This window comes from Streptomyces sp. NBC_00659 (genome assembly GCF_036226925.1).
Taxonomy (GTDB): domain Bacteria; phylum Actinomycetota; class Actinomycetes; order Streptomycetales; family Streptomycetaceae; genus Streptomyces.
This window is the reverse complement of sequence record NZ_CP109031.1, coordinates 2,534,680-2,558,749: the sequence shown is the minus strand read 5'-3', so window position 1 is coordinate 2,558,749 and position 24,070 is coordinate 2,534,680. Positions and strand designations below refer to the sequence as shown.

Sequence of the window (24,070 nt, the reverse complement as noted above, 5' to 3'; positions counted from 1 at the left end):
TCTCCGAGGACACCGCACCGACCCCACCACCCCGTTGGATCCGGAAGAAGAGAGCCGATCGATGAAGACCAGCCCACTCAGGAACAACCCACCGGCGACCGGTCCCAGAAGGACCGGCGTCCATGGAGCCCGGCGCGCCGCCGTGGCCGTCGCCCTCGGATCCGTGCTCGCGCTGACCGTCACCGCCTGTGGTGACGACGGCAGCGGCAGCGCGGGGGACAAGGGGACCGAGGGCTCCGGCAAGGGCGAGATCACCTTCTGGGACAACAACGGCGGTGTCCGCACCGACATCTGGAAGCAGATCATCGCCGACTTCGAGAAGAAGTACCCGGACATCAAGGTCAACTACGTCGGCATCCCGGCCGCGAGCGCCCAGTCCAAGTACGACACCGCCATCCAGGGCGGCGGCCTGCCGGACGTCGGGGGTGTGGGCACCGCGATGCTCGCCGAGGTCGCCGTCCAGGGGGCGCTGGAGCCGCTGGACAGCCGGATCGAGAAGAGCGCGCTGAACGGAAAGCTGAGCCAGAACCTGCTCGACGTCAGCCGGGCCGCGGGCGGCGGAGACACGCTGTACCAGGTGCCGACCTCCGCCAACAACGGCACGCTCTGGTACCGCACCGACCTGTTCAAGGCGGCGGGCCTGGACGAGCCGGCCTCCTGGACGAAGTTCTACGACGCGGCCGCGAAGCTCACGGACACGGGCAAGAACAAGTTCGGCTTCACCATCCGCGGCGGAGAGGGCTCCATCGCCCCGGCGCTGGACGCGGCGTACGGCCAGACCGGCATCACCTCGTTCTGGAACGGCGACAAGACCACCGTCAACGACCCGAAGAACGTGGCGGCCCTGGAGAAGTACGTCGCCCTCTACAAGAAGTCCACCCCGTCCGCCGACGTCAACAACGACTTCACCAAGATGGTCGCGCAGTGGGACAGCGGCACCATCGGCATGCTGAGCCACAACCTCGGCTCCTACCAGGACCACCTGAAGGCGCTGGGCGCCGGCAAGTTCCGCGGCATCCCGAATCCCACGCTGGACGACGGCACGCGGGTGCAGATCTCCAACCCGGTCGACGGGCTGAGCCTGTTCAAGTCCGGCAAGAACAAGGCGGCCGCCTGGAAGTTCATCGAGTTCGCGGTCTCGGCGGCGGAGAACTCCAAGTTCAACGAGTCGGCCGGTCAGGTTCCGGCGAACACCGACGCGGCGAAGGACGCCTGGATCCAGCAGGCCGAGCCGACCAAGCTCGCCGCCGAGGCGCTGAACGGCGCCGGAACCAAGATCGTGCAGCTGCCGTACTACCTGCCCGACTGGAACACCATCTCCAAGGCCGACAACGAGCCGAACTTCCAGAAGGTGCTGCTCGGCAAGATGAGCGTGAAGGACTTCCTGGACACGCTGGCCGACCAGCTCGACAAGGCGCAGGCCGACTGGAAGGCCCACCACTGACCCGGTCCGCCCACAGGGCCCGGCCGTGGCGCGCGTCGCGCCGCGGCCGGCCCGGGGCCCGGCGGCTGTCTCCGCACGTCCGTCGGAACCTCAGCCGGAACCTCCGCCTGGTCGTCAGCCGGAACCTTTGCCTGGTCCTCTGCCGGTACCTCTGGCGGTCCTCTGTTGGAACCTCTGCCGGAACGTCGGCCGGGACCTTCCGTAGAAAGCTCAGCCGAACCCTCTGTCGAAAGGCACACGCCCGTGTCCCTCACGCGCAGACAGGTCACCTCGGCGGCCGTGGCCGCCCTGCCGCTCGCCGCCGCCGCGGCGGGCCCCGCGCTCGCCGCCCCGCACCACCGGCCGCGCACCCTCCACATCGCCGGTGACTCCACCGCCGCCCAGAAGTACGCCGACGCCGCACCCGAGACCGGGTGGGGCATGGCCCTCCCGTTCTTCCTCCGCGAGGACGTCGTGGTCGCCAACCACGCGGTGAACGGCCGGAGTTCGAAGAGCTTCATCGACGAGGGGCGCCTCGCCGCGATCCTCGACGTGATCCGGCCCGGCGACCTCCTGCTCGTCCAGTTCGGGCACAACGACGAGAAGAGCGCCGACCCGACGCGCTACACCGAGCCGTGGACGACGTTCCAGGACTGCCTGCGGCAGTACATCGCCGGGGCGCGGGCCCGGGGCGCCCGGCCGCTGCTCGCCACCCCGGTGGAGCGCAGAAAGTTCGACGCGGACGGCAACGCGGTGCCGACGCACGGCGACTACCCGGCGTCGATGCGGGCGCTCGCCGCGGACGAGCACGTGGCGCTCCTCGACATCCAGGCCCTGTCCATCGCGCTGTGGCAGCGGCTCGGCGTCGAGGAGACGAAGAAGTACTTCAACTGGACCGCGACCGAGCAGGACAACACGCACTTCAACCCGCCGGGTGCCATCGCCGTGGCCCGTCTCGTCACGGCCGGACTGCTGCACTCCCGGGTTCTCGCGCCCGGGGACGTACGCCGTCTCGACGCGGAGATTCCCGAGTCCTGGATCACCTGGCCGACCGCCTGAGTCCCTGAGTCCCTGAGTCCCTGAACTCCTGAGTCCCTGAGTCCCTGAGTCCTTGAGCCGAAGGAAAGAGAGCCGCACGATGAACACACAGAAATGGCATGGGCATGCCATAGCGTGGAGCGTGACCGCCACGCGGAGAACGGCCGCGCTGATGGGCTGCACCGCCCTCGTGCTCGCCGTCACCGGCACCCCCGCCCAGGCCCGGTCCGGCGAGCCCGCCCGGCAGACGCTCGCCGCGGGCGACGGCTGGGCGTCCGCCGGGACCGGCACCACCGGCGGCTCGGCCGCCAAGGCCGATCGGATCCACACGGTCACGACCTGGGCGGAGTTCAGGGCCGCGCTCGCCGCCGACGGCAGCGCGCCGAAGATCATCAAGGTCAAGGGCACGATCGACGCCAACGCCGACGGCTGCGACTCCTTCGCCGCGCCCGGTTACGACTTCGACCGCTACCTCGCCGACTACGACCCCGCGGTGTGGGGCTACGACCAGGTGGTCAGCGGCGAGCAGGAGGATCTGCGCGCCGCCTCCGCCGCCAACCAGGACACCGCCATGAAGGCGTACGTCCCCGCCAACACCACCATCGTCGGGATCGGCCGCGACGCCGGCATCAAGGGCGCGAGCCTGCAGATCAAGGACGTCGACAACGTCATCGTCCGCAACCTCGCCTTCGAGAGTCCCCTCGACTGCTTCCCGCAGTGGGACCCCACCGACGGCGACACCGGCAACTGGAACTCCGAGTACGACAGCGCGGTGGTCTACGGGGCCACGCACGTCTGGCTCGACCACAACACGTTCACCGACGGCGACCACCCGGACAGCTCGCTGCCGACGTACTACGGCCGGATCTACGAACAGCACGACGGCGAACTGGACATCGTCAAGGGCGCCGACTACGTGACGGCCTCCTGGAACGTCTTCGCCGACCACGACAAGACCATCCTGATCGGCAACAGCGACAGCGCGGCGACCGCCGCCGTGGACCGGGGCCATCTGAAGGTCACCCTCCACCACAACCTGTTCACCGGCCTCGTCGAGCGCGCCCCGCGCGTCCGCTTCGGGCAAGTGGACTCCTACAACAACCACTTCGTCGCCGACGCCACCTACTCCTACAGCTTCGGCATCGGGATGGAGTCCCAACTCGTCGCCGAACACAACGCGTTCACGCTGCCGGACTCGGTCGGTACCGGGAAGATCCTGAAGAAGTGGAAGGAGGCGCCGCTCACCGCCGCCGACAACTACGTCAACGGCGTACGGACCGATCTGATCGCCGTGCACAACGCGGAGATCCCGGCCGAGACGCTCCAGTCCGGCGCGGGATGGACACCGGTCCTGCGGACGAAGGTCGACCCGCCGAGGGCCGTTCCCGGCATCGTCGACCACCGCGCGGGCGCCGGAAAGATCTGCTGACCATGGCCGGACACCCCGTCAGCAGAAGGGCGTTCGTCGCCGCGGGCACCGGAGCCGCACTGGCTCTCGGCCTCGCGGCCCCCGCCCGCGCCACCGGGCGTTCGCCGTTCGGGCGCCACGGTTCGCCGTCCGCGCGGCGTGACGCGAGAACGCTGTACGTCCATCCCGGCGGCCTCGGCGACCACACCACCGTGCAGGCCGCCGTGACCGCCGCGACCGGCGCCGGATTCACCCTGGTCATCGCGCCCGGCGTGTACCGCGAGACGGTCTCGGTCGGAGCCGTCGACCCGGCGACCGGCCTGCCCGGCGCCGCCGGCTCCGAGATGACCTGGATCGGAGCCTCCGGCGACCCGCGCGACGTCGTCGTCGTGTACGACAACGCCAACGGCACGCCGAAGCCCGACGGTTCGGGCACCTACGGCACCACCGGGTCCGCGACGACCACGGTCCGCACCGACGGTTTCACCGCCCGCTCGGTCACCTTCGCCAACGACTGGCTGCGCGCCGACCACCCCGGGATCACCGGCACCCAGGCCGTGGCGGTCAAGGTGCAGGGCGACCGCTCGGCCTTCCACCGGTGCCGCTTCCTCGGCCACCAGGACACGCTGTACGCCGACTCCATCGCGCTCGCCACCTTCGCCCGGCAGTACTACCGGGACTGCTACGTCGAGGGGGACGTGGACTTCGTCTTCGGGCGGGCGACGGCGGTCTTCGAGTACTGCCACTTCCGCACCCTGGACCGCACGGACCTGGCCGGGGCCCCGTACGGCTTCGTCCTCGCGCCGTCCACGGCCGTCGCCGACCCGCGCGGTTACCTGGTCACCCGCAGCCGGATCAGCAGCGCCGCGCCGGACGCGTACTACAAGCTGGCCCGCCCCTGGGTGCCCGGCTCGGACCTCACCGCTCGCCCGATGCTGACCGTCCGCGACACCCGTCTGGACGCCGGCATCGACGCGGTGGCGCCCTACACGAACATGTCCGCCGCCTATCCGTGGCAGAGCCAGCGCTTCGCCGAGTACCGCAACACCGGGCCGGGCGCGGTGATCACCGTCCCGGAGAACCGTCCCCAGCTCACGGACGAACAGGCCCGTTCGGCGACCCGCGAGGCGTACCTCGGCGACTGGACTCCGTGGAAGGGGTGCTGAGATGCGCAGGCGAACCCTCCTCGCCGGTCTGGCGGCGTCGGTCACGGCCGTGGGCACGGCCCCGGCCGCCGCCCACGGCCGCCGTGTCCTGCACGTGCGTCCCGGCGACTCGGTCCAGGCCGCCGTCGACGCGGTGGACGGTCCCGGGCAGACGATCGTCATCCACCCGGGAACGTACCGCGAGGTGGTCCACATCCCCGCCGAAAAGGGGGAGTTGACGCTCCGTGGTACCACCCGCGACCCGCGCGACGCGGTCGTCGTCTTCGACCGGGCGAACGGCACGCCGCTACCGGACGGCTCCGGGACCTACGGGACCGCGGGCTCGGCCACCTTCACCTCGGCGGCTCCGGGACTGACCGTGCGCCGGCTGACGATCGCGAACGACTGGCTGCGCGCGGACCACCCGGAGATCACCGGCACACAGGCGGTCGCGGCCTACGTCACCGGCGACCGTTCGTACTTCGAGCGGGTGCGGCTGCTGGCCCACCAGGACACACTGTTCGCGGACACGACGGACCTGGCCGCCTTCGACCGGCACTGCTACCGCGACTGCCACATCGAGGGCGACGTCGACTTCGTGTTCGGCCGGGCCACCGCCGTCTTCGAGCGCTGCCGCTTCCACACCCTCGACCGGGACGTCTCGTTCAAGCCCGAGGGCATGGTCTTCGCGCCGTCCACGGCCCGCGCGAACCCCCACGGCTTCCTCGCCGTCGGCGGCCGTGTCACCTCGGGCGCCGAGGACGGGGCGTACAAGATCGCCCGGCCCTGGGTCCCGTCGTACGAGACCACCGCGTGGCCCTCGCTCGTGGTCCGCGGCTGCGAACTCGGGCCCGGCATCGACGCGGTGGCGCCCTACACCGACATGCGCGCGGCCTACCCGTGGCAGTCCATGCGCTTTCGCGAGTACCGCAACACCGGACCCGGCGCGGTGATCACCGTCCCGGAGAACCGCCCCCAGCTCACGGACGCGGAGGCCGAGCAGCACACCCGTGCCGCGTATCTCGGCGACTGGCGCCCGTGATTCCCCCGCTCCATTCCCCAGCACGACGAAAGGACCGCACTCCATGTCTCGTCGTACCGCTCTCGCCTTAGGCGCCACCCTGGCGCTCGGCGCAGGCCTCGCCGTCCTCCCCACCCAGGCACAGGCAGCCACCGTCGTCGTCGACACCACCGCCGAACTGACCAGCGCGATCTCCGGCGCCACCGCCGGAACCGTCATCCAGGTGCGCGGCGGCACCTACTCCCCGACGGCCACCCTCCAGTCCACGGCCAACGGCACGTCCTCCTCGCCGGTCACCCTCACGGCGTACGGCTCGGAGACCGTGAAGATCGACGGCTCCTCGCTCCCCTCGGGCTCCTGGATCTTCAAGTTGACCGCCGACTACTGGAACGTCTCCAACATCACCTTCCAGAACTCCCCGGACAGCGCGGTCGTCTGCCAGTCCTGCACCGGCACCGTCTGGAACAACATCAAGACCATCAACGGCGGCGACTCCGGCTTCACCCTGACCGGCGACGGCACCGTGAACAACACGGTCAAGAACATCGACGCGTACGGCAACTACGACGCCGCCACCCACGGCGAGAACGCGGACGGCGTCGCCGTGAAGTTCGGTTCGGGCAGCGGCAACCTGATCACCGGGGCCCGGCTGTACAACAACTCCGACGACGGCCTCGACTTCTGGTCCTTCTCCTCACCCGTCACCGTCGAACACACCTGGTCCTTCGGCAACGGCAAGAACCGCTGGAGCGACTCGGCCTTCGCGGGCGACGGCAACGGCTACAAGCTGGGCGGCGACGGCGAGGTCGTCGCGCACGTCATCAACAACTCCGCCGCCTGGGACGACGCGGGCAGCGGCTTCACCGAGAACTCCAACACCGGTGCCATCGTCATCAACCGCACCACCGCCTACGCCAACGGCAAGTACGGCTACTACTTCGCCACCGGCGCCGCCAAGCTCGGCAAGAACCTCGCCGTGAGCAACGGCACCGCGGTCTCCAAGGGATCCTCGGTGACGTCGGCCGGCAACAACTGGGACTCCGGCGTCTCCACCCCGGCGTTCATCTCCACGGACGCGACCTCCACGTACAACTCCCGCTCCTCCAGCGGGACACTGCCCGCGACCACCTTCCTCACGACGGGCAGCACGACCATCGGCGCGACCATGAACTGACACCCGCCGGGCAGTCCGTGAGGCCCGATTCGTGCGACGCGAGGCCCAAGTCGGCCGAAAAGTAGGTATCGATCCGGCAAAAGGCCTCGCGTCCAGCGACGTGACGCGCGTAGAAAACTGTCATGCATAAGTCACTGCGCATAGCGGCCGTCGCCGCAACCTGTGTCGTCGCCGGTTCCGCCCTGTACGGCACCGGCGTCGCCACCGCCGGTCAGTCCACGGCGAACTCGACGCACGAGCCTTACAACATCGGTGTTCTCGTCAAGGACATCGACACCTATTACGGCACCACGGCCGACGCCGGCGGGGTCTACCAGGCGTCCCCCGACAGCCCGTACGCCAAGGACCTGGCCCGCCTCGACGCCTCCGCCAAGCGGTACATCGACCAGGCGGCCCACAAGGCCCACCACCGCCACGGGAAGCCCGCGGTCGTCTTCGACATCGACGACACGCTGCTGCTCTCCCTCGACTACGAGAAGAAGACCAACTACACCTACAACTCGGCCTCCTGGGCCGCGTACGTCGCCCAGGCGGACCGTCCGGCCGTCTTCGGCAGCCCCGACCTCGTCAAGTACGCCGCGTCCAAGGGCGTCGAGGTGTTCTACAACTCCGGCCTGAAGGAGTCGCAGCGCGTCTCCGCGGTCGACAACCTCAAGAAGGTCGGCGTCGACATCAACCTCGACGCCTCGCACATGTTCCTCAAGGACGCGGCCAACCCGCCCGCGTACCTGAGCGGCTGTGCCACCGCCGCCGCCTGGAACTGCACGACCGTGCAGTACAAGGCCGGTACCCGCAAGCACATCGAGTCCCTCGGGTACGACATCGTCGCCAACTTCGGCGACCAGTACTCGGACCTCGACGGCGGCTACGCCGACAAGACCTACAAGCTCCCGAACCCCACGTACTTCGTGAGCTGACGCGCCCCCATCGTCGAACGCCCCCGCCGGTCGTCATCGGCGGGGGCGTTCGGCGTCGCCGGGAGGCGAACGCGCCCCCGCGTCCCGCCGCATGATCCGAACGCCAGGCCCTAGGGATCGCCGCCGTCGGTGTCCCGGTTCGCGAAGTCACCGGCCACGGAGGCCCGTTCGCCGCCCTTCGCGGTCGCCGTCACGGTGTAGCCGTCGTCCTTCGCGTCCCGGCCGCCACGATCGTGGCCGTACTGGCCGGCGAAGATCCACGCGCCCGGCCGGACCGTGCGACCCGGCCTGAGCGTCCAGGTGTAGACGAGGAAGCCGTCCCGCTCGGTGACCGTCGTCGTGAAGTCGCTCTCGGGCAGCGAGAGCCAGGCCCCCGCCTCGCTCACCCCGCCGGTCTGTCTGACCTCCAACGTGACCGAGAGCGAGGTGAGTTGCTCCGTGGTCCGCAGGCTGACATCGCTCTGCGCCCAGTAGTCGTCGCTGTGCGGGTCGACCGAGCCGTCCGACCGCAACGGGCCGTCCGCGGTGTCCCCGCCGGGCGCCCGGTCCGGGGCCGTGGGGCCGCTCGCCGTGGGGGCCCGGGAGGGTGACGGACGCGGCCTCCCCGACTCCTTCGGCGTCCCGGAACGAGGTCCGGCCCCGGGGGTGGCCGGCGCCCGGCCGGCCGGGTCCGGCGACGGGTCGGGCGCCGGGGGAACGGCCACGGTCCGCCGTGCCGGACCGTCGTCCCGCACCGCCGAGGCGACCGCGTAGCCGCCCGCCACCAGGACGCCCGCGACCGCGGCCGTGGCGCCCAGGACACGGGCCCAGCCGAGCAGCGGCGGGCGCGCGGTGCGCCGCGGGGGCCGCCGCTCGCCGGAGCCCGCCATGCCGCGCTCCACCCGGGCCAGGATGCGCGCGCGGTCCGGCTCGTGGACCCCGGCCGCCTCGCGCAGCCGGGCGCGCAGCTCGTCGTGCACCTCCCGCGACTCCCTCACCGGTCCCGTCCTCCGGTCCCACCCGTGGGCAGCGCCCCCGCGTGCATCCGTACCGACGCCTCGTCCGCGCCGAGCAGCCGTTTCAGCTCCGCCATGCCCTTGGACGTCTGGCTCTTCACCGTACCCACCGAGACGCCGAGGGCGAGCGCGGTGTCCTTCTCCGACAGGTCGAAGGCGTGCCGCAGCACGACACAGGCGCGCTTGCGGAACGGCAGCCGGCGCAGGGCCTGTCGGACATCGACCGTCCCCGGTACGTCGGGGTTCTCGGCCCTGTCCTCGCGCTGCGACCAGACGAGCGTGATCCGCCGGCGTTCCCGCACGGCGGCGCGGATCCGGGTGCGGGCGAGGTTGGCGACCACTCCGCGCGCGTACGCCGTCGGACGGTCCGCCGCCCGCACCCGGTCCCAGCGGTGCCACAGCGCGAGCAGAGCTTCGGCGGCCAGATCGTCTGCGGCATCCGGCTCACCGGTCAACAGATGGGCCAGCCGGGCCAGTTCGGCGTAGTGCCGCTCGAAGAAGGCGTGGAACTCCACCGAGGCGGCGTCGTCGACGAGCGTGCCCACGGGGTGCCTCCCCTCGCTTCGGCTGCGGCACCGGTGCGGGTGCGGTGGGTACGGATCCGTGATTCCGGTGTGGAGCACGGGAGTTCCGGCGGAGCGGGATGCGTGAGCGTACCAGCCGGTCGTACGGGCCTTCGAACGGCGTATGGCGGGCCGAACTCGATTCCGTAACACGGGGAAAACCTGAAACCCCTTGATCGGGGGAACAATCCAGCCAGCATCCGCACACGAGTCACGCAGGCAACGAGGAGTATCGCCATGTCCGAAGCGCAGAAGGTCGACAACCGGCCAAGTACCGCCCCACCGGCGGCAGGCGGGGTCGACGCCTTCTTCAAGATATCCGCCAGAGGCTCCACCGTCGGCCGGGAGATACGCGGCGGGTTCGCCACCTTCTTCACCATGGCCTACATCCTCGTCCTGAACCCCATCATCCTCGGCAGCGCCAAGGACAAGTTCGGGCACACGCTGGACACCGGCCAACTGGTCACCGCCACCGCGCTGGTGGCGTGTGTCATGACCGTCATCATGGGGATCGGAGGCAACCTTCCGCTCGCCATCGCGGCGGGTCTCGGCCTCAACGCCGTCGTGGCCTTCCAGCTCGCGCCGCTGATGAGCTGGGACGACGCCATGGGCCTGGTCGTCCTCGAAGGCGTCCTGATCTGCGTCCTGGTGCTCACCGGCCTCCGGGAAGCGATCATGAACGCGATCCCGCAGCAGCTCAAGCAGGCCATCGGCGTCGGCATCGGTCTGTTCATCGCCTTCATCGGCTTCGTGGACGCCGGGTTCGTCAGCCGTATCCCGGACATCGCCCACACCACCGTCCCGGTGCAGCTCGGTGCCGTGGGCCGCCTCACCGGCTGGCCCGTCCTCGTCTTCTGCCTCGGCGTCCTGCTGACCATCGCGCTGCTCGCCCGCAAGGTGAAGGGCGCGATCCTCATCAGCATCGTCACCATGACGGTCGTGGCGATCGTCATCGACGCCGTCGCCGACATCAAGAGCTGGGGCCTGACCACGCCCAAGGTCCCGGACAAGATCGTCGACACTCCGGACTTCGGGCTCATCGGTCACTTCAGCCTGTTCGGCGGCTTCGCCGAGGCCGGTGTCCTCACCGCGGTCCTGCTGATCTTCACGCTGGTCCTGTCGGACTTCTTCGACGCCATGGGGACCATCGTCGGGATCAGCGCCGAGGCCGGGCTGCTCGACGAGCAGGGCCAGGTCCCGGGCATCGGCCGGGTCCTGTTCATCGACGGCGCCGCCGCCGTCGCGGGCGGTGTGGGCTCCGCCTCCTCCAACACCGCCTACATCGAGTCCGCTGCCGGCGTCGGCGAGGGCGCCCGCACCGGCTTCGCCAACCTGATCACCGGCGGCCTCTTCGGCCTCGCCCTCTTCCTCACCCCGCTGCTGACCATCGTCCCGCTCCAGGCCGCGGCGCCCGCGCTGATCGCGGTCGGGTTCCTGATGATGACCCACGTCAAGCACATCGACTGGGACCGGTACGAGATCGCGATCCCGGCGTTCCTGACCATCGCCGTGATGCCGTTCACGTACTCCATCACCGACGGCATCGGGGCCGGCTTCCTGGCCTACGTCGTCATCAAGGCCGTCCTGGGCAAGGCGAAGGAGGTCCACTGGCTGCTGTGGGCCGTCTCGGCGCTGTTCCTGGTGTACTTCGCGATCGACCCGGTGGAGCAGGTGCTCGGCGTGAAGTGACCGGCCCGCACAGGGTGCCGGTGGCTGAAGCGACCGGCCGGCCGGTGGGAGCCGGTTCCTGAGGCGACCGGTCAGTCGGTGGGAGCCGGTTCCTGAGGCGACGGCCCGTGGCGACGGCCCGTCCGATGGGGCCGGGTTCTGTGGCGACGGCCCGTCCGACGGAGTCCTTGCGCGCGGCGGCCCCGCACCCGATGGGGTGCGGGGCCGCCTCACGTGTGGGGCCGGGCGCGCCTCAGTTCTTCAGCGCCGCCCGCATCATCGCCTTGGCGACCGGCGCCGCCAGTCCGTTGCCGCTGACCTCCGAGCGCGCCGCGTCCGACTGCTCGACCATGACCGCGACGGCGACCTCCTTGCCGTTCGAGTCGGACTTCGCGAACGACGTGAACCAGGCGTACGGCGTCTTGCTGTTCTTCTCGCCGTGCTGGGCCGTGCCGGTCTTGCCGCCCACGGTCGCGCCGGGGATCAGGGCGTTGGTGCCCGTGCCGTCCTCGACGACCGTCTGCATCGCGGACCGGAGCTGCCGGGCCGTCTCCGAGCTGACGATCTCCTTGGTGTCCGCGCTGTCGTCGTAGTTCTTCAGCACATTGCCGTCGGCGTCGCCGGTCTGCGACACCATGTGCGGCGAGACCAGCTTGCCGTCGTTGGCGATCGCGGCGGACACCATCGCCATCTGGAGCGGCGTGGCCGTGACGTCGAACTGCCCGATGCCGGTCAGCGCCGTGGACGACCTGTCCATGCCCGTGGGGTACACGCTGGCGTACGCCCGCACCGGCACGTCCTGCTCGGTGTTGTTGAAGCCGAACTTCTCCGCCATGGCCCGGACCTTGTCCTGGCCGAGGTCGACCGCCATCTTCGCGAAGACGTTGTTGCAGGAGTACTGGAGCGCGACCCGGATCGAGGCGTTCTCGCAGGGAGCGGACGCGTTCTCGTTCTTCAGGACGGTCGTCGTGCCCGGCAGGGTGTACGGGTCCGGGCTGGTCGTCTTCGCGTCCACGTCGGAGTAGAGCCCGTTCTCCAGCGCGGCGGCGGCCACGACCAGCTTGAAGGTCGAGCCCGGCGGCAGCGGCTGCCGCAGCGCGCGGTTGACCAGCGGCTTGTCGGCGTCCTTGGTCAGCTTCTGCCAGACGCTGTTGTTGCCCGCGCTGATCGACGTCGGGTCGTACGACGGTGTCGAGACGACCGCGAGGATCTTGCCGGTCTTCGGGTCGATCGCGACGGCCGCGCCCTTGTTGTCCCCGAGCGCGTTGTAGGCGGCCTTCTGGACGGCCGGGTCGATCGTCGTGACCACGTCACCGGGGTCGGCGCGCCTGTTGGTGAGCGTGTCCAGCGGGTTCTTCAGCTGGAGGTCCGAGCCGTCCAGCAGCTTCTGGTAGATGCCCTCCAGCTGGGTCGCGCCGTAGACCTGCGAGCTGTAGCCGGTGACCGCCGCGTACAGGCTGCCGTTCTTGTACGTCCGCTTGTACTTGAGGTCGCTCCCTGTCGTCTCCGCGGAGCCGGTGATCGCGTCGCCGGCCACGATGATGTTCCCGAGCGGGTTCGCGTACAGCGCGATCGCGTTCCGTCGGTTGTCCTTGTCGTCCGCGAGTGCCTGGCCGTCGTAGAACTGCACCCAGGTCGCCCTGATCAGCAGAGAGAGCACGAGCAGCAGTGAGAAGACGGCGGCACGCCTGATCGTCTTGTTCATCCCGCACAGAAGGACGAGCGATCCGGGGTGAATCGTTCCCGTCCGCCCGGTTTTCTCATCAATCCTTCATGGGGCCACCGGGCGGCCGTCCCGCCCTCAGAGCCTGCGGGTGGCCAGGGTGAGCCGGTCGCGGGCGTCGAACAGGGCGTCCTTGACCATCTGCTCGTGCGCGGGGGTGAGCCGGGCCACAGGCACCGAGCAGCTGATCGCGTCACGGGCGGGCGTGCGGTACGGGATCGCCACACCGAAGCAGCGCAGCCCCAGCGTGTTCTCCTCGCGGTCCACCGCGAAGCCCTGCTCCCGTACCTGGTGCAGCTCCTCGATGAGCTTCTCCCGGTCGGTGATCGTGTGCTCGGTCAGCGCGGGGAGCGTCTCCGGCAGCATCTTGCGGACCTGCTCGTCGCCGTACGTGGCCAGCAGCGCCTTGCCGAGCGAGGTGGAGTGGGCGGGGAGCCGGCGGCCGACCCGGGTGAAGGGGCGCAGATAGTGCTGCGACTGCCGGGTGGCCAGATAGACGACGTTCGTGCCGTCCAGACGCGCGAGGTGGATCGTCTCGGTGGTGTCGTCCGAGAGGCGGTCGAGCGTCGGGCGGGCCGCGGCGACCACCTCGTCGCCGTCGATGTACGAGGTGCCGACCAGCAGGGCCCGTACGCCGATGCCGTACCGCGTGCCCGTCGCGTCCGTCTCGACCCAGCCGAGCTCGACGAGCGTGCGCAGCAACATGTACAGGCTGGACTTGGGATATCCGACGGCCTCCTGGACCGCGGCGAGGGAGTGCATTCCGGGCCGGCCGGCGAAGTACTCCAGCAATTCAACGGTCCGCACCGCGGACTTGACCTGCGCCCCGCCACCTGTCTCGCCTGCCGACATCGCCCTTGACCCCTTCGTTGGACGGGAAATAGTCTCCGACAGGAGATTCACCATCAGAGACAGCGTTCAGCATATCGAACACCCCTGGTGAGTGACACAAGAACTGTGGCATCACATCTGAAGGGACCCGCGGTGGCAGCAGCACCAGTCTGGAGTGTCGACCCCCGTACCGGGAAGCAGCGGGAGCAGGTCGCGGTGGAGGCCACGGCCCAGGAGGTGGACGACTCCGTCCGCGCCGCGCACGCCGCGCGTTCCGCTCTCGCCGACCGCACCGTACGCGCCGCGTTCCTGCGTACCGCCGCCGACCTGCTCGAAGGGGCCAAGGACCTGCTCGTCGAGGCCGCCGACGCGGAGACCGCGCTCGGCCCGGTCCGGCTCACCGGTGAACTCGCCCGCACCTGCTACCAGTTGCGCGCATTCGCCGGAATCGTCGACGAGGGCGCCTTCCTCGATGTCGTGATCAACCACCCGGACGCCACGGCCACCCCGCCGATCCCGGACCTGCGCCGCTACAAGGTGCCGCTGGGCGTCGTCGCCGTGTACTCGGCCTCGAACTTCCCCTTCGCCTTCTCGGTGGCCGGCGGTGACACGGCCAGCGCGCTGGCGGCGGGCTGCCCGGTCGTGGTCAAGGCCCACCCCGACCACCCGGCGCTCTCCGAGCTCGTCGCGGCCGTCCTGCGCCGCGCGGCCGGCCGGCACGACATCCCCGAGGGCGTCGTCGGCCTCGTCCACGGCTTCGAGGCCGGCGTCGAACTGGTCCGGCACCCGCTGGTCACGGCGGCCGGGTTCACCGGTTCCGTCCGCGGCGGGCGCGCGCTGTTCGACGCGGCTTCCGCGCGTCCGGTGCCGATTCCGTTCCACGGCGAGCTGGGCTCCCTGAACCCCGTGGTCGTCACCGAGGCCGCGGCCGCCGAGCGCGCCGAGGAGATCGGCGCGGGACTCGCCGGCTCGATGACCCTGGGTGTCGGCCAGTTCTGTGTGAAGCCGGGCCTGGTGCTCGCTCCGGCCGGCGCGGCGGGCGACCGTCTGCTGAAGTCCCTGACCGACGCGGTGAGCGACACCGCCGCCGGGGTCCTGCTCGACCACCGCATGCGCGACAACTTCATCGCCGGGGTCGCCGAGCGTGCCGGGCTCCCGGACGTCCAGGCCCCGGTGACGCCGGGTGCGGCCGGCGCGCACACGGTGAGCCCCGGCTTCCTGACCGTGCCCGCGAGCAGGCTCGCGGCCGAGGGCGAGCACGATCTGCTGCTCGAGGAGTGCTTCGGGCCGCTCACGGTCGTGGCGCGCTACGAGGACGAGTCCGAGGCGGGCGCGGTGCTCTCCCGGCTCCCCGGCAACCTCACGGCCACGGTGCAGCTCTCCGCGGAGGAGGCCGCGGGCGAGGGGCGCGGTGCGGAGATCCTCGCCGAACTCACCCCCCTCGCGGGCCGGGTCCTGGTGAACGGCTGGCCGACCGGGGTCGCCGTCGCGGCGGCCCAGCACCACGGAGGGCCGTACCCCGCGACGACCTCGACGTCCACCTCGGTCGGCGGCACCGCCATCGAGCGCTGGATGCGGCCGGTCGCCTACCAGGGCGTGCCCGAGGCGCTGCTGCCGCCCGAGCTGCGCGACGACAACCCGCTGGGGCTGCCCCGACGGTACGACGGGCGCCTGGAGCGCTAGGTCGGGTCCGCGCCGGGCCGGTTCCGTGCCGGGCGGGCCGGTTCCGTGCCGGTCCGGACCGGTTCAGTGTGCGGTCGGTTGTGTGCCGGGCCGGCTCGTTCGGGGGACGGCCCGGTTCCCTCTCCCGAAGGAGCCGGACCTTTCCCGGAGGGGCCGGCCGAGAACCTGAGAGACTTCCGACCATGGACGTCACACTCCCCGAACTCCCCTTCTCCCTTCGTACCTACGGCCCCGACGGGAACTGGTCGTACGAGGACGGTGTCCTCACCGGCTGGGCCGGGCCTCGGCAGGACCGCTTCGTGCCGCCCACCGGCGAAGGACTCGACCCGGCTTCCGACGCGCCGAGGCTGCTCGGTTCGCCGGAGGGGGACTTCCAGCTGATCGCCCGCGTGACGGTGGGCTTCGGGGCGGCCTTCGACGCGGGCGTGCTGTACGTCCATGTCGGGGAGCGGGCCTGGGCGAAGCTGTGCCTGGAGTACTCCCCGGACGTGCCCACCGTCTGCACGGTGGTCACCCGGGGACACTCCGACGATGCCAACTCCTTCACCGTGGACGGCAGTTCCGTCTGGCTGCGGGTCAGCCGCACGGGCCGCGCCTTCGCCTTCCACGCCTCCCGCGACGGCGAGCGCTGGACCTTCGTCCGTCTGTTCACCCTGGACGGCGAGAAGGAGACCGGGGCTGCGCTGGTGGGCTTCATGACCCAGTCGCCGATGGGGGAGGGCTGCGTAGTGACCTACGACGGCATCGAGTTCAGGCCTGACTGGCCGAGCGACCTGAGAGACGGAAGCTGAGGGCGAACGTCACGGTGAGCAGGGCCGCGCTGACGGCCAGGCTCAGCCGCATCCCGGTCTCGAAACCGCTCGCGACCAGCGCCCCGAACACCGCGATGCCCAGGCCCCCGGACACCTGCCGGGCCGCGTTGAGCACACCGGCCGCCAGCCCCGCCCGCTCGGCGGGCACGGCGTCCATCATCGCGGCGGTGAGCGGCGGCACCGTCAGAGCGCACCCCAGCGCCAGCGGGACCAGCAGGACGGCCACCAGCACCGGGGACGTGCGGGCGTCGACGCAGAGGAGGGCGATCAGCCCGGCGGCGGCCACGGGCTGTCCCACCAGCATCGGCAGCCGCGGCCCGTAGCGCCCCGTGATCTTGCCGGCCACCACGTTCGTCACCGCGATCAGGCTCGTCATCGGCAGGAACAGCAGCCCGGCGTACAGCGCGGAGTGATGCTGGACCTGCTGGAAGAAGAGCGAGAAGACGAACACCATGCTGTAGAAGGCCACGCTGACCGCCGAGCCCACGGCGACCGTCGTGGCCACGGTCCGGTTGCGGAACAGGCCGAGCGGCACCACGGGGTGCGCCTGGCGCGCCTCGATCCGCAGGAACGCGGCGCCCGCGACCACGGCCGTCAGCAGCGCCACCAGGCCGGCCGTCCCGCCCTCGATCACCGCGAAGGTCAGCGCCGTGAGGGCCACCACCGCCGTCAGTTGGCCGGGCAGGTCCAGCGGAGCCGGGCGGGGCCGCGAGCGCGGGGCCCGGAGGAGCAGCAGCAGGATCACCGCTCCCACCGGCAGATTGACGAAGAAGATGCCCCGCCAGTTCCAGGCCGCGATCAGCGCGCCGCCGGCCACCGGCCCGAGCGCCACCGCCAGCGAACCGCCCGCCGCCCAGGCGGCCACCGCGCGTGCCCGCCGCGCCGGTTCCGCGTACGCCTGCCGCACCAGCGCCAGCGAGGCCGGGAGCACGACCGCCGCCGCCACACCCTGCACCACCCGGGCACCGACGAGGGCCGGCAGGTTCGGCGCCAGTCCGCAGGCCGCCGAGGCGAGAGTGAACACCACGGTGCCCAGCGCGTACGCCCGGCTCGCCCCGGCCCGGTCCGAGAAGGCGCCGGTGGACAGCATCAACGCGGCGAAGGCGAGGGTGTAGGCGTCCACGACCCACTGGAGGCCGGACATCCCGGCGCCGAAGGAGGAGCCGATCGTGGGCAGGGCCACGTTCACCACGGACGCGTCGAGACAGGTCAGCGCGAAGCCGAGCAGCGAGGCGGTGAGGGTGAGTGCGGAGGAGGGCTTCCCCGACCCCGACTCCGACCTCAACTCCCCCTGACCGAGGACGGGTTCGGAGGCCCTGGACATCTGGTTCGTTGGCATGTCCCCATGCTGCGGACCCGCGGCGCCGTACAGTAGTGGCCTGAATGCCATGCTTCCGGAGGTTCTGGCCATGCCCGAGCGACTCGCCCCGCACCGCGTCACCGTCATCGCCCCTTCCCCCGTCGCGCTGTTCAACCTTGCGATGCCGGAGATGCTGTTCGGCAAGGTCGTGGTGGACGGCCGGCCGGGTTACGAGGTGGTCGTCTGCACGGCCGAGCCGGGACCCGTGCCCACGACCGGTGGACTCGACCTGCACGTCCCGCACGGTCTGGAGGCCGTGCGGGAGGCGGACACGGTGGTCGTCGCGGGCACCGGGGCGCCGTTCGAGCCGGACCCGCGGATCGTGGCTGCGCTCCGCGAGGCGGCCGCCGCGGGCAAGCGCATCGCGTCCATCTGCACCGGCGCCTTCCAGCTCGCCGAGGCGGGCCTGCTCCAGGGCCGCAGGGCCACCACGTACTGGGCCCACGCCGAGGTGATGCGCCGGCGCTACCCGCAGGTCGAGCTGCGCGGAGACGTGCTGTACGTGCAGGACGGGCCGTTCCTGACGTCGTCCGGCTACGCCGCCGGCATCGACCTGTGTCTGCACGTCATCCGCACCGACTACGGCGCCGCCGTGGCCAACGAGGTCGCACGCCTGGCCCTGGTCGCCCCCGTACGGCCGGGCGGCCAGACCCAGTTCACCCAGACCCCGCTGCCCCCCGAGCGCGGCAACGCCTGTGCCGACACCCGCGGCTTCGCCATGCGCAACCTCGACAAGCCGCTCACCCTCACCGACCTGGCCCGGCACGCGGGTGTCAGTGTGCGCACCCTCACCCGCCGGTTCCACGCCGAGAGCGGGGTCAGTCCCCTTCAGTGGCTGCTGCACCAGCGCGTCGAACGCGCGAAGGAACTCCTGGAGACCACGACCCTGCCGATGGACCAGGTGGCCGCGGCCTGCGGACTCGGCACGGCCGACTCGCTGCGCGCCCACGTGGTCCGCCGGACCGGTCTCACCCCGAGCGCCTACCGGACCCAGTTCAGCCGGCACGGAACCGTGACCGGAGCCGTGACGTCCTCCGTTGCATGATCAGTGAACGTGTGACCGGCGCGCTGGTGATCCGCACCGCCGTGCCCGTCGAGGCCGAGACCATCGCCGATCTGCACTTCCGGGCCCGTTCGACGTACTACCCGGACGGCGCCCCGCAGGGCGACCTCGACTGGGCCGAGGCCTGGCGCGGCTCCATCGCCCGCCCCGACGCACATGTGCTGTGTGCCGTCGCGCAGGGCCGGATCGTCGGCATCGCCTCCTTCCGTACGGACGATGGCCGGCCCGCCGACACGGTCAGGCTCTTCCAGTTCCACGTCGACCCCGACCGCTGGCGCGCCGGTATCGGAAGGACCCTGCACGCTGCCTGCGTGGAGGAGTGGCAGGCGGACGGGAAGCGCACGGCGACGCTCGACGTGCACACCGACAACCTGCGCGCCCAGGCCTTTTACACCCGTCTGGGCTGGATCCCCGACCCGGAGAACCCACCGGAGGAGGGTGATCACCACCTGTGTCTGCGGTACGCCGTGCCCGGGCGCTCGGAGGGGACCGACGGCGCGGCCCGGAGTGCGGACACGACCGGGGAATGACCCGAGCCGCTTGAACGTTCACTTAAACGACGTCCCTGGAGGGTGTCCCGTACCGTCCCGTATCCGTACGACCTGGAGAGAGCCGAAGAATGCGCGTCGAGATCTGGTCCGACATCGCCTGTCCCTGGTGCTATGTCGGAAAGGCCCGTTTCGAGAAGGCGCTCGACGCCTTCCCGCACCGTGACGAGGTCGAGGTCGTGCACCGTTCGTTCGAGCTGGACCCCGGCCGCGCCAAGGGCGACATCCAGCCGGTGCTCACGATGCTCACCAAGAAGTACGGCATGAGCGAGGCCCAGGCGCAGGCGGGCGAGGAGAACCTCGGCACGCAGGCCGCCGCCGAGGGACTCGCGTACCGCACCCGGGACCGCGACCACGGCAACACCTTCGACATGCACCGCCTGCTGCATCTCGCCAAGGCGCGCGGCCGCCAGGACGAGCTGATAGGCCTGTTCTACCAGGCCAACTTCGCCGAGGAGCGGACCGTCTTCGGCGACGACGAGCGGCTCGTGGAGCTGGCCGTCGCCGCCGGGCTCGACGCCGACGAGGCCCGCCGGGTGCTCGCCGACCCGGCCGCCTACGCCGACGACGTCCGCGCCGACGAGCGCGAGGCCGCCGAGCTGGGCGCGAACGGCGTCCCCTTCTTCGTGCTGGACCGCACGTACGGTGTCTCCGGCGCGCAGCCCGCCGAGGTCTTCGCCCAGGCGCTGACCCAGGCCTGGGGTGAGCGTCCGCCGCTCACGCTGCTCCAGGACGAGGGCGCCGACGCCGAGGCCTGTGGTCCGGACGGCTGCGCCGTTCCGCAGAACTGAGAAGGGCGGGAGAGGGCCCCGGCGCCGGAAGACGCAGGTCGGGGCCCATTCATAAGCGCTGCTTGGGGAAACCGCGTAAAACTTCGCAATGGACTTGAGAACAGTCCGGGCCCACAGTGGTTCCATGGAGACCTTCGAGACCCTCGTCCGTGCCGAGTTCGCCCCGAAGAACACGTTTCTGAACACCGCGAGCACCGGCCTGCTCCCCGCCCGTACCGTAGCGGCCCTGCACGAGGCGGTGGCCCTGCGGGCCGCGGGCAGGCCGATCGACTCCCTCTTCGAGGACGTCGAGCTGGCCCGCGCCTCCTTCGCCCGGCTGGCCGGTGTCCCGGCCTCCCGGGTCGCGGCCGGCCCGTCCGTCGCGGCCCAGACCGCGCTGGTCGCCTCCGGGCTGGCCCCGGGGTCCGAAGTCCTCACCGCCGAGGACGACTTCACCTCCGTGCTGAACCCGTTCCACGTCCGCGGTGACCTCAAGGTGCGCGCCGTACCGCTGGAGCGGCTCGCCGAGTCCGTACGGCCCGGCACGGCGCTCGTCGCGGTCAGCGCCGCCCAGTCCGCCGACGGCCGGATCGCCGACCTGCCCGCGCTGCGCGAGGCGGCCCGCGCCCACGGGGCGCGCACCTACGTCGACTTCTCCCAGGCGGCGGGCTGGCTGCCGATCGACGCGGACGGCTACGACTTCACCGTGTGCACCACCTTCAAATGGCTGCTGGGCCCGCACGGCGCGGCCTACCTCGTGGTGCCCGAGGACTTCGGCGGGCTCACCCCGCTGTACGCGGGCTGGGTCGCCGCGGAGCGGCCCTGGGACGCCTGTTACGGCCCGGTGCAGGAACTCGCCCACTCCGCCCGCCGGTTCGACGTCAGCCCCGCCCTGTTCACCCATGCCGGGATGCGCCACTCCCTCGCCCTGATCGAGGAACTCGGCGTGGACGCCGTGCGCGAGCACGACCTGGCCCTCGCCGGACGGTTCCGTGCCGGGCTGGCCGCACTGGACCACGAGGCGCTGCCCGCGCCCGGTTCCGCCATCGTCTCCGTGCCCGGACTCGGCCACCGGCAGGGCGAGTTGGGTCGGGCCGGCATCGCGGTGTCCGACCGCGCGGGCAACCTGCGGGCGTCGTTCCACCTCTACAACACACCCGCCGACGTCGACCGTCTCCTGGACGTGCTGGCCGGCTGACACGGCCGACGGCCCCGGGGAGCACGCGCTCCCCGGGGCCGCCCGTCTCCCGCTCACCCCGCCGGAGACCTCACCGCACCGGAGTGAAGTCCCGCGCCCCGATGAACTCCGGCCTGCGCACCGGTGCCGCGAACGGCTCCACCGCGGCGTTGTCCACGCTGTTGAACACGATGAAGACGTTGCTGCGCGGGAACGGGGTGATGTTGTCCCCCGAGCCGTGCATGCAGTTGCAGTCGAACCAGGTCGCCGAACCGGCCCTGCCCGTGAAGAGCTTGATGCCGTGCCGGCTCGCGAGGCCGGTGAGCGCCTCGTCGGAGGGAGTTCCGGCGTCCTGCATCTGGAGCGACTTCTTGTAGTTGTCCTTCGGCGTGGCCCCCGCACACCCGAGGAACGTCCTGTGCGACCCCGGCATGATCATGAGGCCGCCGTTGGTGTCGTGGTTCTCGGTCAGCGCGATCGACACGGACACGGCCCGCATGTTCGGCAGACCGTCCTCCGCGTGCCAGGTCTCGAAGTCCGAGTGCCAGTAGAAGCCACTGGCCCCGAAGCCCGGCTTGACGTTGATCCGCGACTGGTGGACGTACACGTCCGAGCCGAGGATCTGCCGCGCCCGGCCGACGACGCGCTCGTCACGTACGAGACGGGCGAAGACCTCGCTGATCCGGTGCACCTCGAAGACGGACCGGATCTCCTGCGTCTGCGGCTCGATGATCGAGCGCTCGTCGGCGCGGACCGCCGGGTCGGTGACGAGCCGTTCCAGCTCCTGCCGGTAGACGGCGGCCTCGTCCTCGCCGATGAGCTGCTCGACGGAGAGGAACCCGTCGCGCTCGTAGGAGTGGAGTTCGGGGACCGAGATCGGGCCGGGCGCGTCCGGCGCGCCCCAGACGACCGGGTCCTGTCGGGGCACGGCCACTTCGGTGGCGGCGCGGCTGGGGTACGGATCGGTGAGTGTGGTCATCGGTCTGTCACACCTCCTCGGGTTCGGTGAGCAGCGGGTAGACGCCGTTCTCGTCGTGGTCCTCCCGTCCGGTGACGGGCGGGTTGAAGACGCAGACGCACCGGAAATCGGTCCTGGGACGCAGGGTGTGGCGCTCGTGGCCGTTCAGCAGGTACATCGTCCCGGGGGCGATCCAGTGCTTCTCGCCGGTCTCCTCGTCGGTGAGTTCGGCCTCGCCCTCCACGCAGAGCACGGCCTCGATGTGGTTCGCGTACCACATCGACGTCTCCGTACCCGCGTACAGGATCGTCTCGTGCAGGGAGAAGCCGACCTTCTCCCTGGCGAGGACGATGCGCTTGCTCTCCCACGTGCCGGTCGCCGCTTTCACGTGCCGGTCGGTGCCTTCGACATCCTTGAACGAACGGACTATCACGCTGGTGCGATACCTCTCTCGTGCTGGTCGTGCTTCTTGCGGGGTGCGGCCGTCCGGTCAGACGGTCTCGCGGACGGCGCGTTCGAGGGTGCGCAGGCCCTCGTCGAGTTCGTCGGGCGTGATGGTGAGGGCGGGCAGCAGTTTCACGACCTCGCTCTCCGGTCCCGACGTCTCGATGAGCAGCCCGAGTTCGAAGGCGCGCTGCGCGACCCGCCCGGCGCGGGCCTTGTCCTTGAACTCCAGGCCCCAGACGAGCCCGCGGCCCCGGTACTCCTTGACGTCGGCGAGGTTCTCCTCGGTGATGGAGATCAGCGCCTGTTCGATCTGCTCGCCGCGGGCGCGGGTCTGCTTCTCCATAGCGGACCCGTCGGCCCAGTAGGCCTCCAGGGCGGCGGCGGCCGTGACGAACGCCGGGTTGTTGCCGCGGAAGGTGCCGTTGTGCTCGCCCGGCTCCCAGATGTCCAGCTCGGGCTTGAACAGGCACAGCGACATCGGCAGCCCGTACCCGCTGATGGACTTGGACACGGTCACGATGTCGGGCACGATCCCCGCCTCCTCGAAGGAGAAGAACGCGCCGGTCCGCCCGCAGCCCATCTGGATGTCGTCGACGATCAGCAGCATGTCGCGGCGCCGGCACAGGTCGGCCAGGGCGCGCAGCCATTCGGGCCGCGCGACGTTGATGCCGCCCTCGCCCTGCACGGTCTCGACGATCACCGCGGCGGGCTGGTTGAGCCCCGAACCCTGGTCCTCCAGGAGCCGTTCGAACCACAGGAAGTCCGGTATCCGGCCGTCGAAGTAGTTGTCGAACGGCATCGGGGTGCCGTGCACCAGCGGGACGCCGGCACCCGCCCGCTTGAAGGCGTTGCCGGTCACGGCGAGCGAGCCGAGCGACATCCCGTGGAAGGCGTTGGTGAACGACACGATCGCCTCGCGCCCCTTCACCTTCCGCGCGAGCTTCAGCGCCGACTCGACCGCGTTGGTGCCGGTCGGACCGGGGAACATCACCTTGTACGGCAGGTCGCGCGGCCGCAGTACCAGGTTCTGGAAGGTCTCCAGGAAGCCTCGTTTGGCGGCTGTCGACATGTCGAGCCCGTGGGTGACACCGTCGCGCTCCAGGTAGTCGATCAGGGCCCGTTTGAGCACGGGGTTGTTGTGCCCGTAGTTCAGGGATCCGGCGCCGGCGAAGAAGTCGAGGTACTCGTGCCCGTCCTCGTCGTACATGCGGCTGCCCCGGGCCCGGTCGAAGACGGTGGGCCAGTTGCGGCAGTAGCTGCGGACCTCCGACTCCAGGGTCTCGAAAACACTCAGGTCCGGCTGGGTGATGGTCAAGGCGATTCGCTCCTCGAAGCGTGGGTGTGGG

Annotated in this window: 22 protein-coding genes; 14 read left to right on the top strand and 8 right to left on the bottom strand. The window is 70.7% G+C overall.

All coding sequences use genetic code 11. The features are described 5' to 3' along the window. Positions 1 to 61 precede the first annotated feature (61 nt). The 7 genes from OG410_RS11090 to OG410_RS11060 all read left to right on the top strand — a co-directional run bounded on the left by OG410_RS11090 (position 62) and on the right by OG410_RS11060 (position 8,126). A complete protein-coding gene (locus OG410_RS11090; protein ID WP_329298967.1) occupies positions 62 to 1,444 on the top strand; it encodes an ABC transporter substrate-binding protein in 1,383 nt (460 codons plus the stop codon). 243 nt (positions 1,445 to 1,687) lie between these two features. Further along, entirely contained in the window at positions 1,688 to 2,482 is a 795-nt protein-coding gene (locus OG410_RS11085) for a rhamnogalacturonan acetylesterase (RefSeq protein WP_329298966.1), read from the top strand. Between the two features lie 79 nt (positions 2,483 to 2,561). Then, positions 2,562 to 3,890, top strand: a complete 1,329-nt coding sequence (locus tag OG410_RS11080; protein ID WP_329298965.1) for a pectate lyase family protein — start codon at positions 2,562 to 2,564, stop codon at positions 3,888 to 3,890. A gap of 2 nt (positions 3,891 to 3,892) precedes the next feature. Next, complete coding sequence (locus OG410_RS11075; protein ID WP_329298964.1) at positions 3,893 to 5,035, top strand: pectinesterase family protein; 1,143 nt, start codon at positions 3,893 to 3,895, stop codon at positions 5,033 to 5,035. A 1-nt stretch (position 5,036) separates the two neighbouring features. Next, entirely contained in the window at positions 5,037 to 6,056 is a 1,020-nt protein-coding gene (locus tag OG410_RS11070) for a pectinesterase family protein (RefSeq protein WP_329298963.1), read from the top strand. Between the two features lie 43 nt (positions 6,057 to 6,099). Beyond that, a complete protein-coding gene (locus tag OG410_RS11065; RefSeq protein ID WP_329298962.1) occupies positions 6,100 to 7,209 on the top strand; it encodes a right-handed parallel beta-helix repeat-containing protein in 1,110 nt (369 codons plus the stop codon). A 122-nt stretch (positions 7,210 to 7,331) separates the two neighbouring features. After that, entirely contained in the window at positions 7,332 to 8,126 is a 795-nt protein-coding gene (locus OG410_RS11060; RefSeq protein WP_329298961.1) for an HAD family acid phosphatase, read from the top strand. 110 nt (positions 8,127 to 8,236) lie between these two features. On the opposite strand, the gene OG410_RS11055 is transcribed toward OG410_RS11060, so the two are convergent. Together OG410_RS11055 and OG410_RS11050 are read right to left on the bottom strand one after the other, a co-directional pair. Then, positions 8,237 to 9,103: a hypothetical protein gene (locus OG410_RS11055; protein ID WP_329298960.1), complete on the bottom strand. Its 867-nt coding sequence runs from the start codon at positions 9,101 to 9,103 to the stop codon at positions 8,237 to 8,239. Then, positions 9,100 to 9,666 (bottom strand): SigE family RNA polymerase sigma factor, encoded by a 567-nt coding sequence (locus tag OG410_RS11050; protein WP_329298959.1) that lies wholly within the window; start codon positions 9,664 to 9,666, stop codon positions 9,100 to 9,102. The genes OG410_RS11055 and OG410_RS11050 overlap by 4 nt, the downstream gene beginning before the upstream one ends. 255 nt (positions 9,667 to 9,921) lie before the next feature. Between OG410_RS11050 and OG410_RS11045 the strand changes: the two genes are divergently transcribed. Beyond that, positions 9,922 to 11,373 (top strand): NCS2 family permease, encoded by a 1,452-nt coding sequence (locus tag OG410_RS11045; RefSeq protein WP_329298958.1) that lies wholly within the window; start codon positions 9,922 to 9,924, stop codon positions 11,371 to 11,373. A gap of 232 nt (positions 11,374 to 11,605) precedes the next feature. Here the strand turns inward: OG410_RS11045 and OG410_RS11040 are convergent, their stop codons facing one another. After that, positions 11,606 to 13,057 carry a peptidoglycan D,D-transpeptidase FtsI family protein gene (locus OG410_RS11040; protein WP_329298957.1) on the bottom strand — a complete coding sequence of 484 codons (1,452 nt, stop codon included), beginning with the start codon at positions 13,055 to 13,057 and terminating at the stop codon, positions 11,606 to 11,608. Positions 13,058 to 13,153: 96 nt separating this feature from the next. Next, positions 13,154 to 13,927: an IclR family transcriptional regulator gene (locus OG410_RS11035; protein WP_151470389.1), complete on the bottom strand. Its 774-nt coding sequence runs from the start codon at positions 13,925 to 13,927 to the stop codon at positions 13,154 to 13,156. 132 nt (positions 13,928 to 14,059) lie between these two features. On the opposite strand from OG410_RS11035, the gene OG410_RS11030 reads away from it, so the two are divergent. Then, complete coding sequence (locus OG410_RS11030; protein ID WP_329298956.1) at positions 14,060 to 15,589, top strand: aldehyde dehydrogenase (NADP(+)); 1,530 nt, start codon at positions 14,060 to 14,062, stop codon at positions 15,587 to 15,589. A gap of 182 nt (positions 15,590 to 15,771) precedes the next feature. After that, entirely contained in the window at positions 15,772 to 16,380 is a 609-nt protein-coding gene (locus OG410_RS11025) for a DUF1349 domain-containing protein (RefSeq protein WP_329298955.1), read from the top strand. Here OG410_RS11025 and OG410_RS11020 read toward each other — a convergent pair. Further along, positions 16,340 to 17,740 (bottom strand): MFS transporter, encoded by a 1,401-nt coding sequence (locus OG410_RS11020; protein WP_329298954.1) that lies wholly within the window; start codon positions 17,738 to 17,740, stop codon positions 16,340 to 16,342. The two genes, OG410_RS11025 and OG410_RS11020, sit on opposite strands and share 41 nt — an antisense overlap. 70 nt (positions 17,741 to 17,810) lie before the next feature. Between OG410_RS11020 and OG410_RS11015 the strand changes: the two genes are divergently transcribed. The 4 genes from OG410_RS11015 (at position 17,811) to OG410_RS11000 (ending at position 21,340) form a co-directional block, all read left to right on the top strand. Beyond that, a complete protein-coding gene (locus tag OG410_RS11015) occupies positions 17,811 to 18,806 on the top strand; it encodes a GlxA family transcriptional regulator (protein WP_329298953.1) in 996 nt (331 codons plus the stop codon). Continuing rightward, a complete protein-coding gene (locus OG410_RS11010; protein WP_329298952.1) occupies positions 18,803 to 19,354 on the top strand; it encodes a GNAT family N-acetyltransferase in 552 nt (183 codons plus the stop codon). Before OG410_RS11015 ends, OG410_RS11010 begins: the two co-directional genes overlap by 4 nt. 89 nt (positions 19,355 to 19,443) lie before the next feature. Next, complete coding sequence (locus tag OG410_RS11005) at positions 19,444 to 20,163, top strand: DsbA family oxidoreductase (RefSeq protein WP_329298951.1); 720 nt, start codon at positions 19,444 to 19,446, stop codon at positions 20,161 to 20,163. A gap of 124 nt (positions 20,164 to 20,287) precedes the next feature. Continuing rightward, on the top strand, positions 20,288 to 21,340 hold the full coding sequence (locus OG410_RS11000; RefSeq protein ID WP_329298950.1) for an aminotransferase class V-fold PLP-dependent enzyme: 1,053 nt from the start codon (positions 20,288 to 20,290) through the stop codon (positions 21,338 to 21,340). Between the two features lie 70 nt (positions 21,341 to 21,410). On the opposite strand, the gene thpD is transcribed toward OG410_RS11000, so the two are convergent. Genes thpD through ectB form a run of 3 tightly spaced genes read right to left on the bottom strand, consistent with a single transcriptional unit; the run spans position 21,411 to position 24,039 of the window. Further along, complete coding sequence (gene thpD / locus OG410_RS10995) at positions 21,411 to 22,298, bottom strand: ectoine hydroxylase (protein ID WP_329298949.1); 888 nt, start codon at positions 22,296 to 22,298, stop codon at positions 21,411 to 21,413. A 7-nt stretch (positions 22,299 to 22,305) separates the two neighbouring features. Then, positions 22,306 to 22,710 carry an ectoine synthase gene (locus OG410_RS10990; protein ID WP_329298948.1) on the bottom strand — a complete coding sequence of 135 codons (405 nt, stop codon included), beginning with the start codon at positions 22,708 to 22,710 and terminating at the stop codon, positions 22,306 to 22,308. Positions 22,711 to 22,767: 57 nt separating this feature from the next. After that, positions 22,768 to 24,039: a diaminobutyrate--2-oxoglutarate transaminase gene (gene ectB / locus OG410_RS10985; RefSeq protein ID WP_329298947.1), complete on the bottom strand. Its 1,272-nt coding sequence runs from the start codon at positions 24,037 to 24,039 to the stop codon at positions 22,768 to 22,770. Positions 24,040 to 24,070: the final 31 nt, after the last annotated feature.

Bases quoted from the DNA above. Each gene is read 5' to 3' on its own strand.
- OG410_RS11060 (WP_329298961.1), top strand. From the start codon at position 7,332: ATGCATAAGTCACTGCGCATAGCGGCCGTCGCCGCAACCTGTGTCGTC.
- OG410_RS11020 (WP_329298954.1), bottom strand. From the start codon at position 17,740: ATGCCAACGAACCAGATGTCCAGGGCCTCCGAACCCGTCCTCGGTCAG.
- OG410_RS11005 (WP_329298951.1), top strand. From the start codon at position 19,444: ATGCGCGTCGAGATCTGGTCCGACATCGCCTGTCCCTGGTGCTATGTC.
- thpD (WP_329298949.1), bottom strand. From the start codon at position 22,298: ATGACCACACTCACCGATCCGTACCCCAGCCGCGCCGCCACCGAAGTG.
- OG410_RS11010 (WP_329298952.1), top strand. From the start codon at position 18,803: ATGATCAGTGAACGTGTGACCGGCGCGCTGGTGATCCGCACCGCCGTG.
- OG410_RS11015 (WP_329298953.1), top strand. From the start codon at position 17,811: ATGCCCGAGCGACTCGCCCCGCACCGCGTCACCGTCATCGCCCCTTCC.
- OG410_RS11065 (WP_329298962.1), top strand. From the start codon at position 6,100: ATGTCTCGTCGTACCGCTCTCGCCTTAGGCGCCACCCTGGCGCTCGGC.
- OG410_RS11090 (WP_329298967.1), top strand. From the start codon at position 62: ATGAAGACCAGCCCACTCAGGAACAACCCACCGGCGACCGGTCCCAGA.
- OG410_RS11000 (WP_329298950.1), top strand. From the start codon at position 20,288: ATGGAGACCTTCGAGACCCTCGTCCGTGCCGAGTTCGCCCCGAAGAAC.
- OG410_RS11070 (WP_329298963.1), top strand. From the start codon at position 5,037: ATGCGCAGGCGAACCCTCCTCGCCGGTCTGGCGGCGTCGGTCACGGCC.
- OG410_RS11035 (WP_151470389.1), bottom strand. From the start codon at position 13,927: ATGTCGGCAGGCGAGACAGGTGGCGGGGCGCAGGTCAAGTCCGCGGTG.
- OG410_RS11075 (WP_329298964.1), top strand. From the start codon at position 3,893: ATGGCCGGACACCCCGTCAGCAGAAGGGCGTTCGTCGCCGCGGGCACC.
- OG410_RS11080 (WP_329298965.1), top strand. From the start codon at position 2,562: ATGAACACACAGAAATGGCATGGGCATGCCATAGCGTGGAGCGTGACC.
- OG410_RS11040 (WP_329298957.1), bottom strand. From the start codon at position 13,057: ATGAACAAGACGATCAGGCGTGCCGCCGTCTTCTCACTGCTGCTCGTG.
- OG410_RS11025 (WP_329298955.1), top strand. From the start codon at position 15,772: ATGGACGTCACACTCCCCGAACTCCCCTTCTCCCTTCGTACCTACGGC.
- OG410_RS11045 (WP_329298958.1), top strand. From the start codon at position 9,922: ATGTCCGAAGCGCAGAAGGTCGACAACCGGCCAAGTACCGCCCCACCG.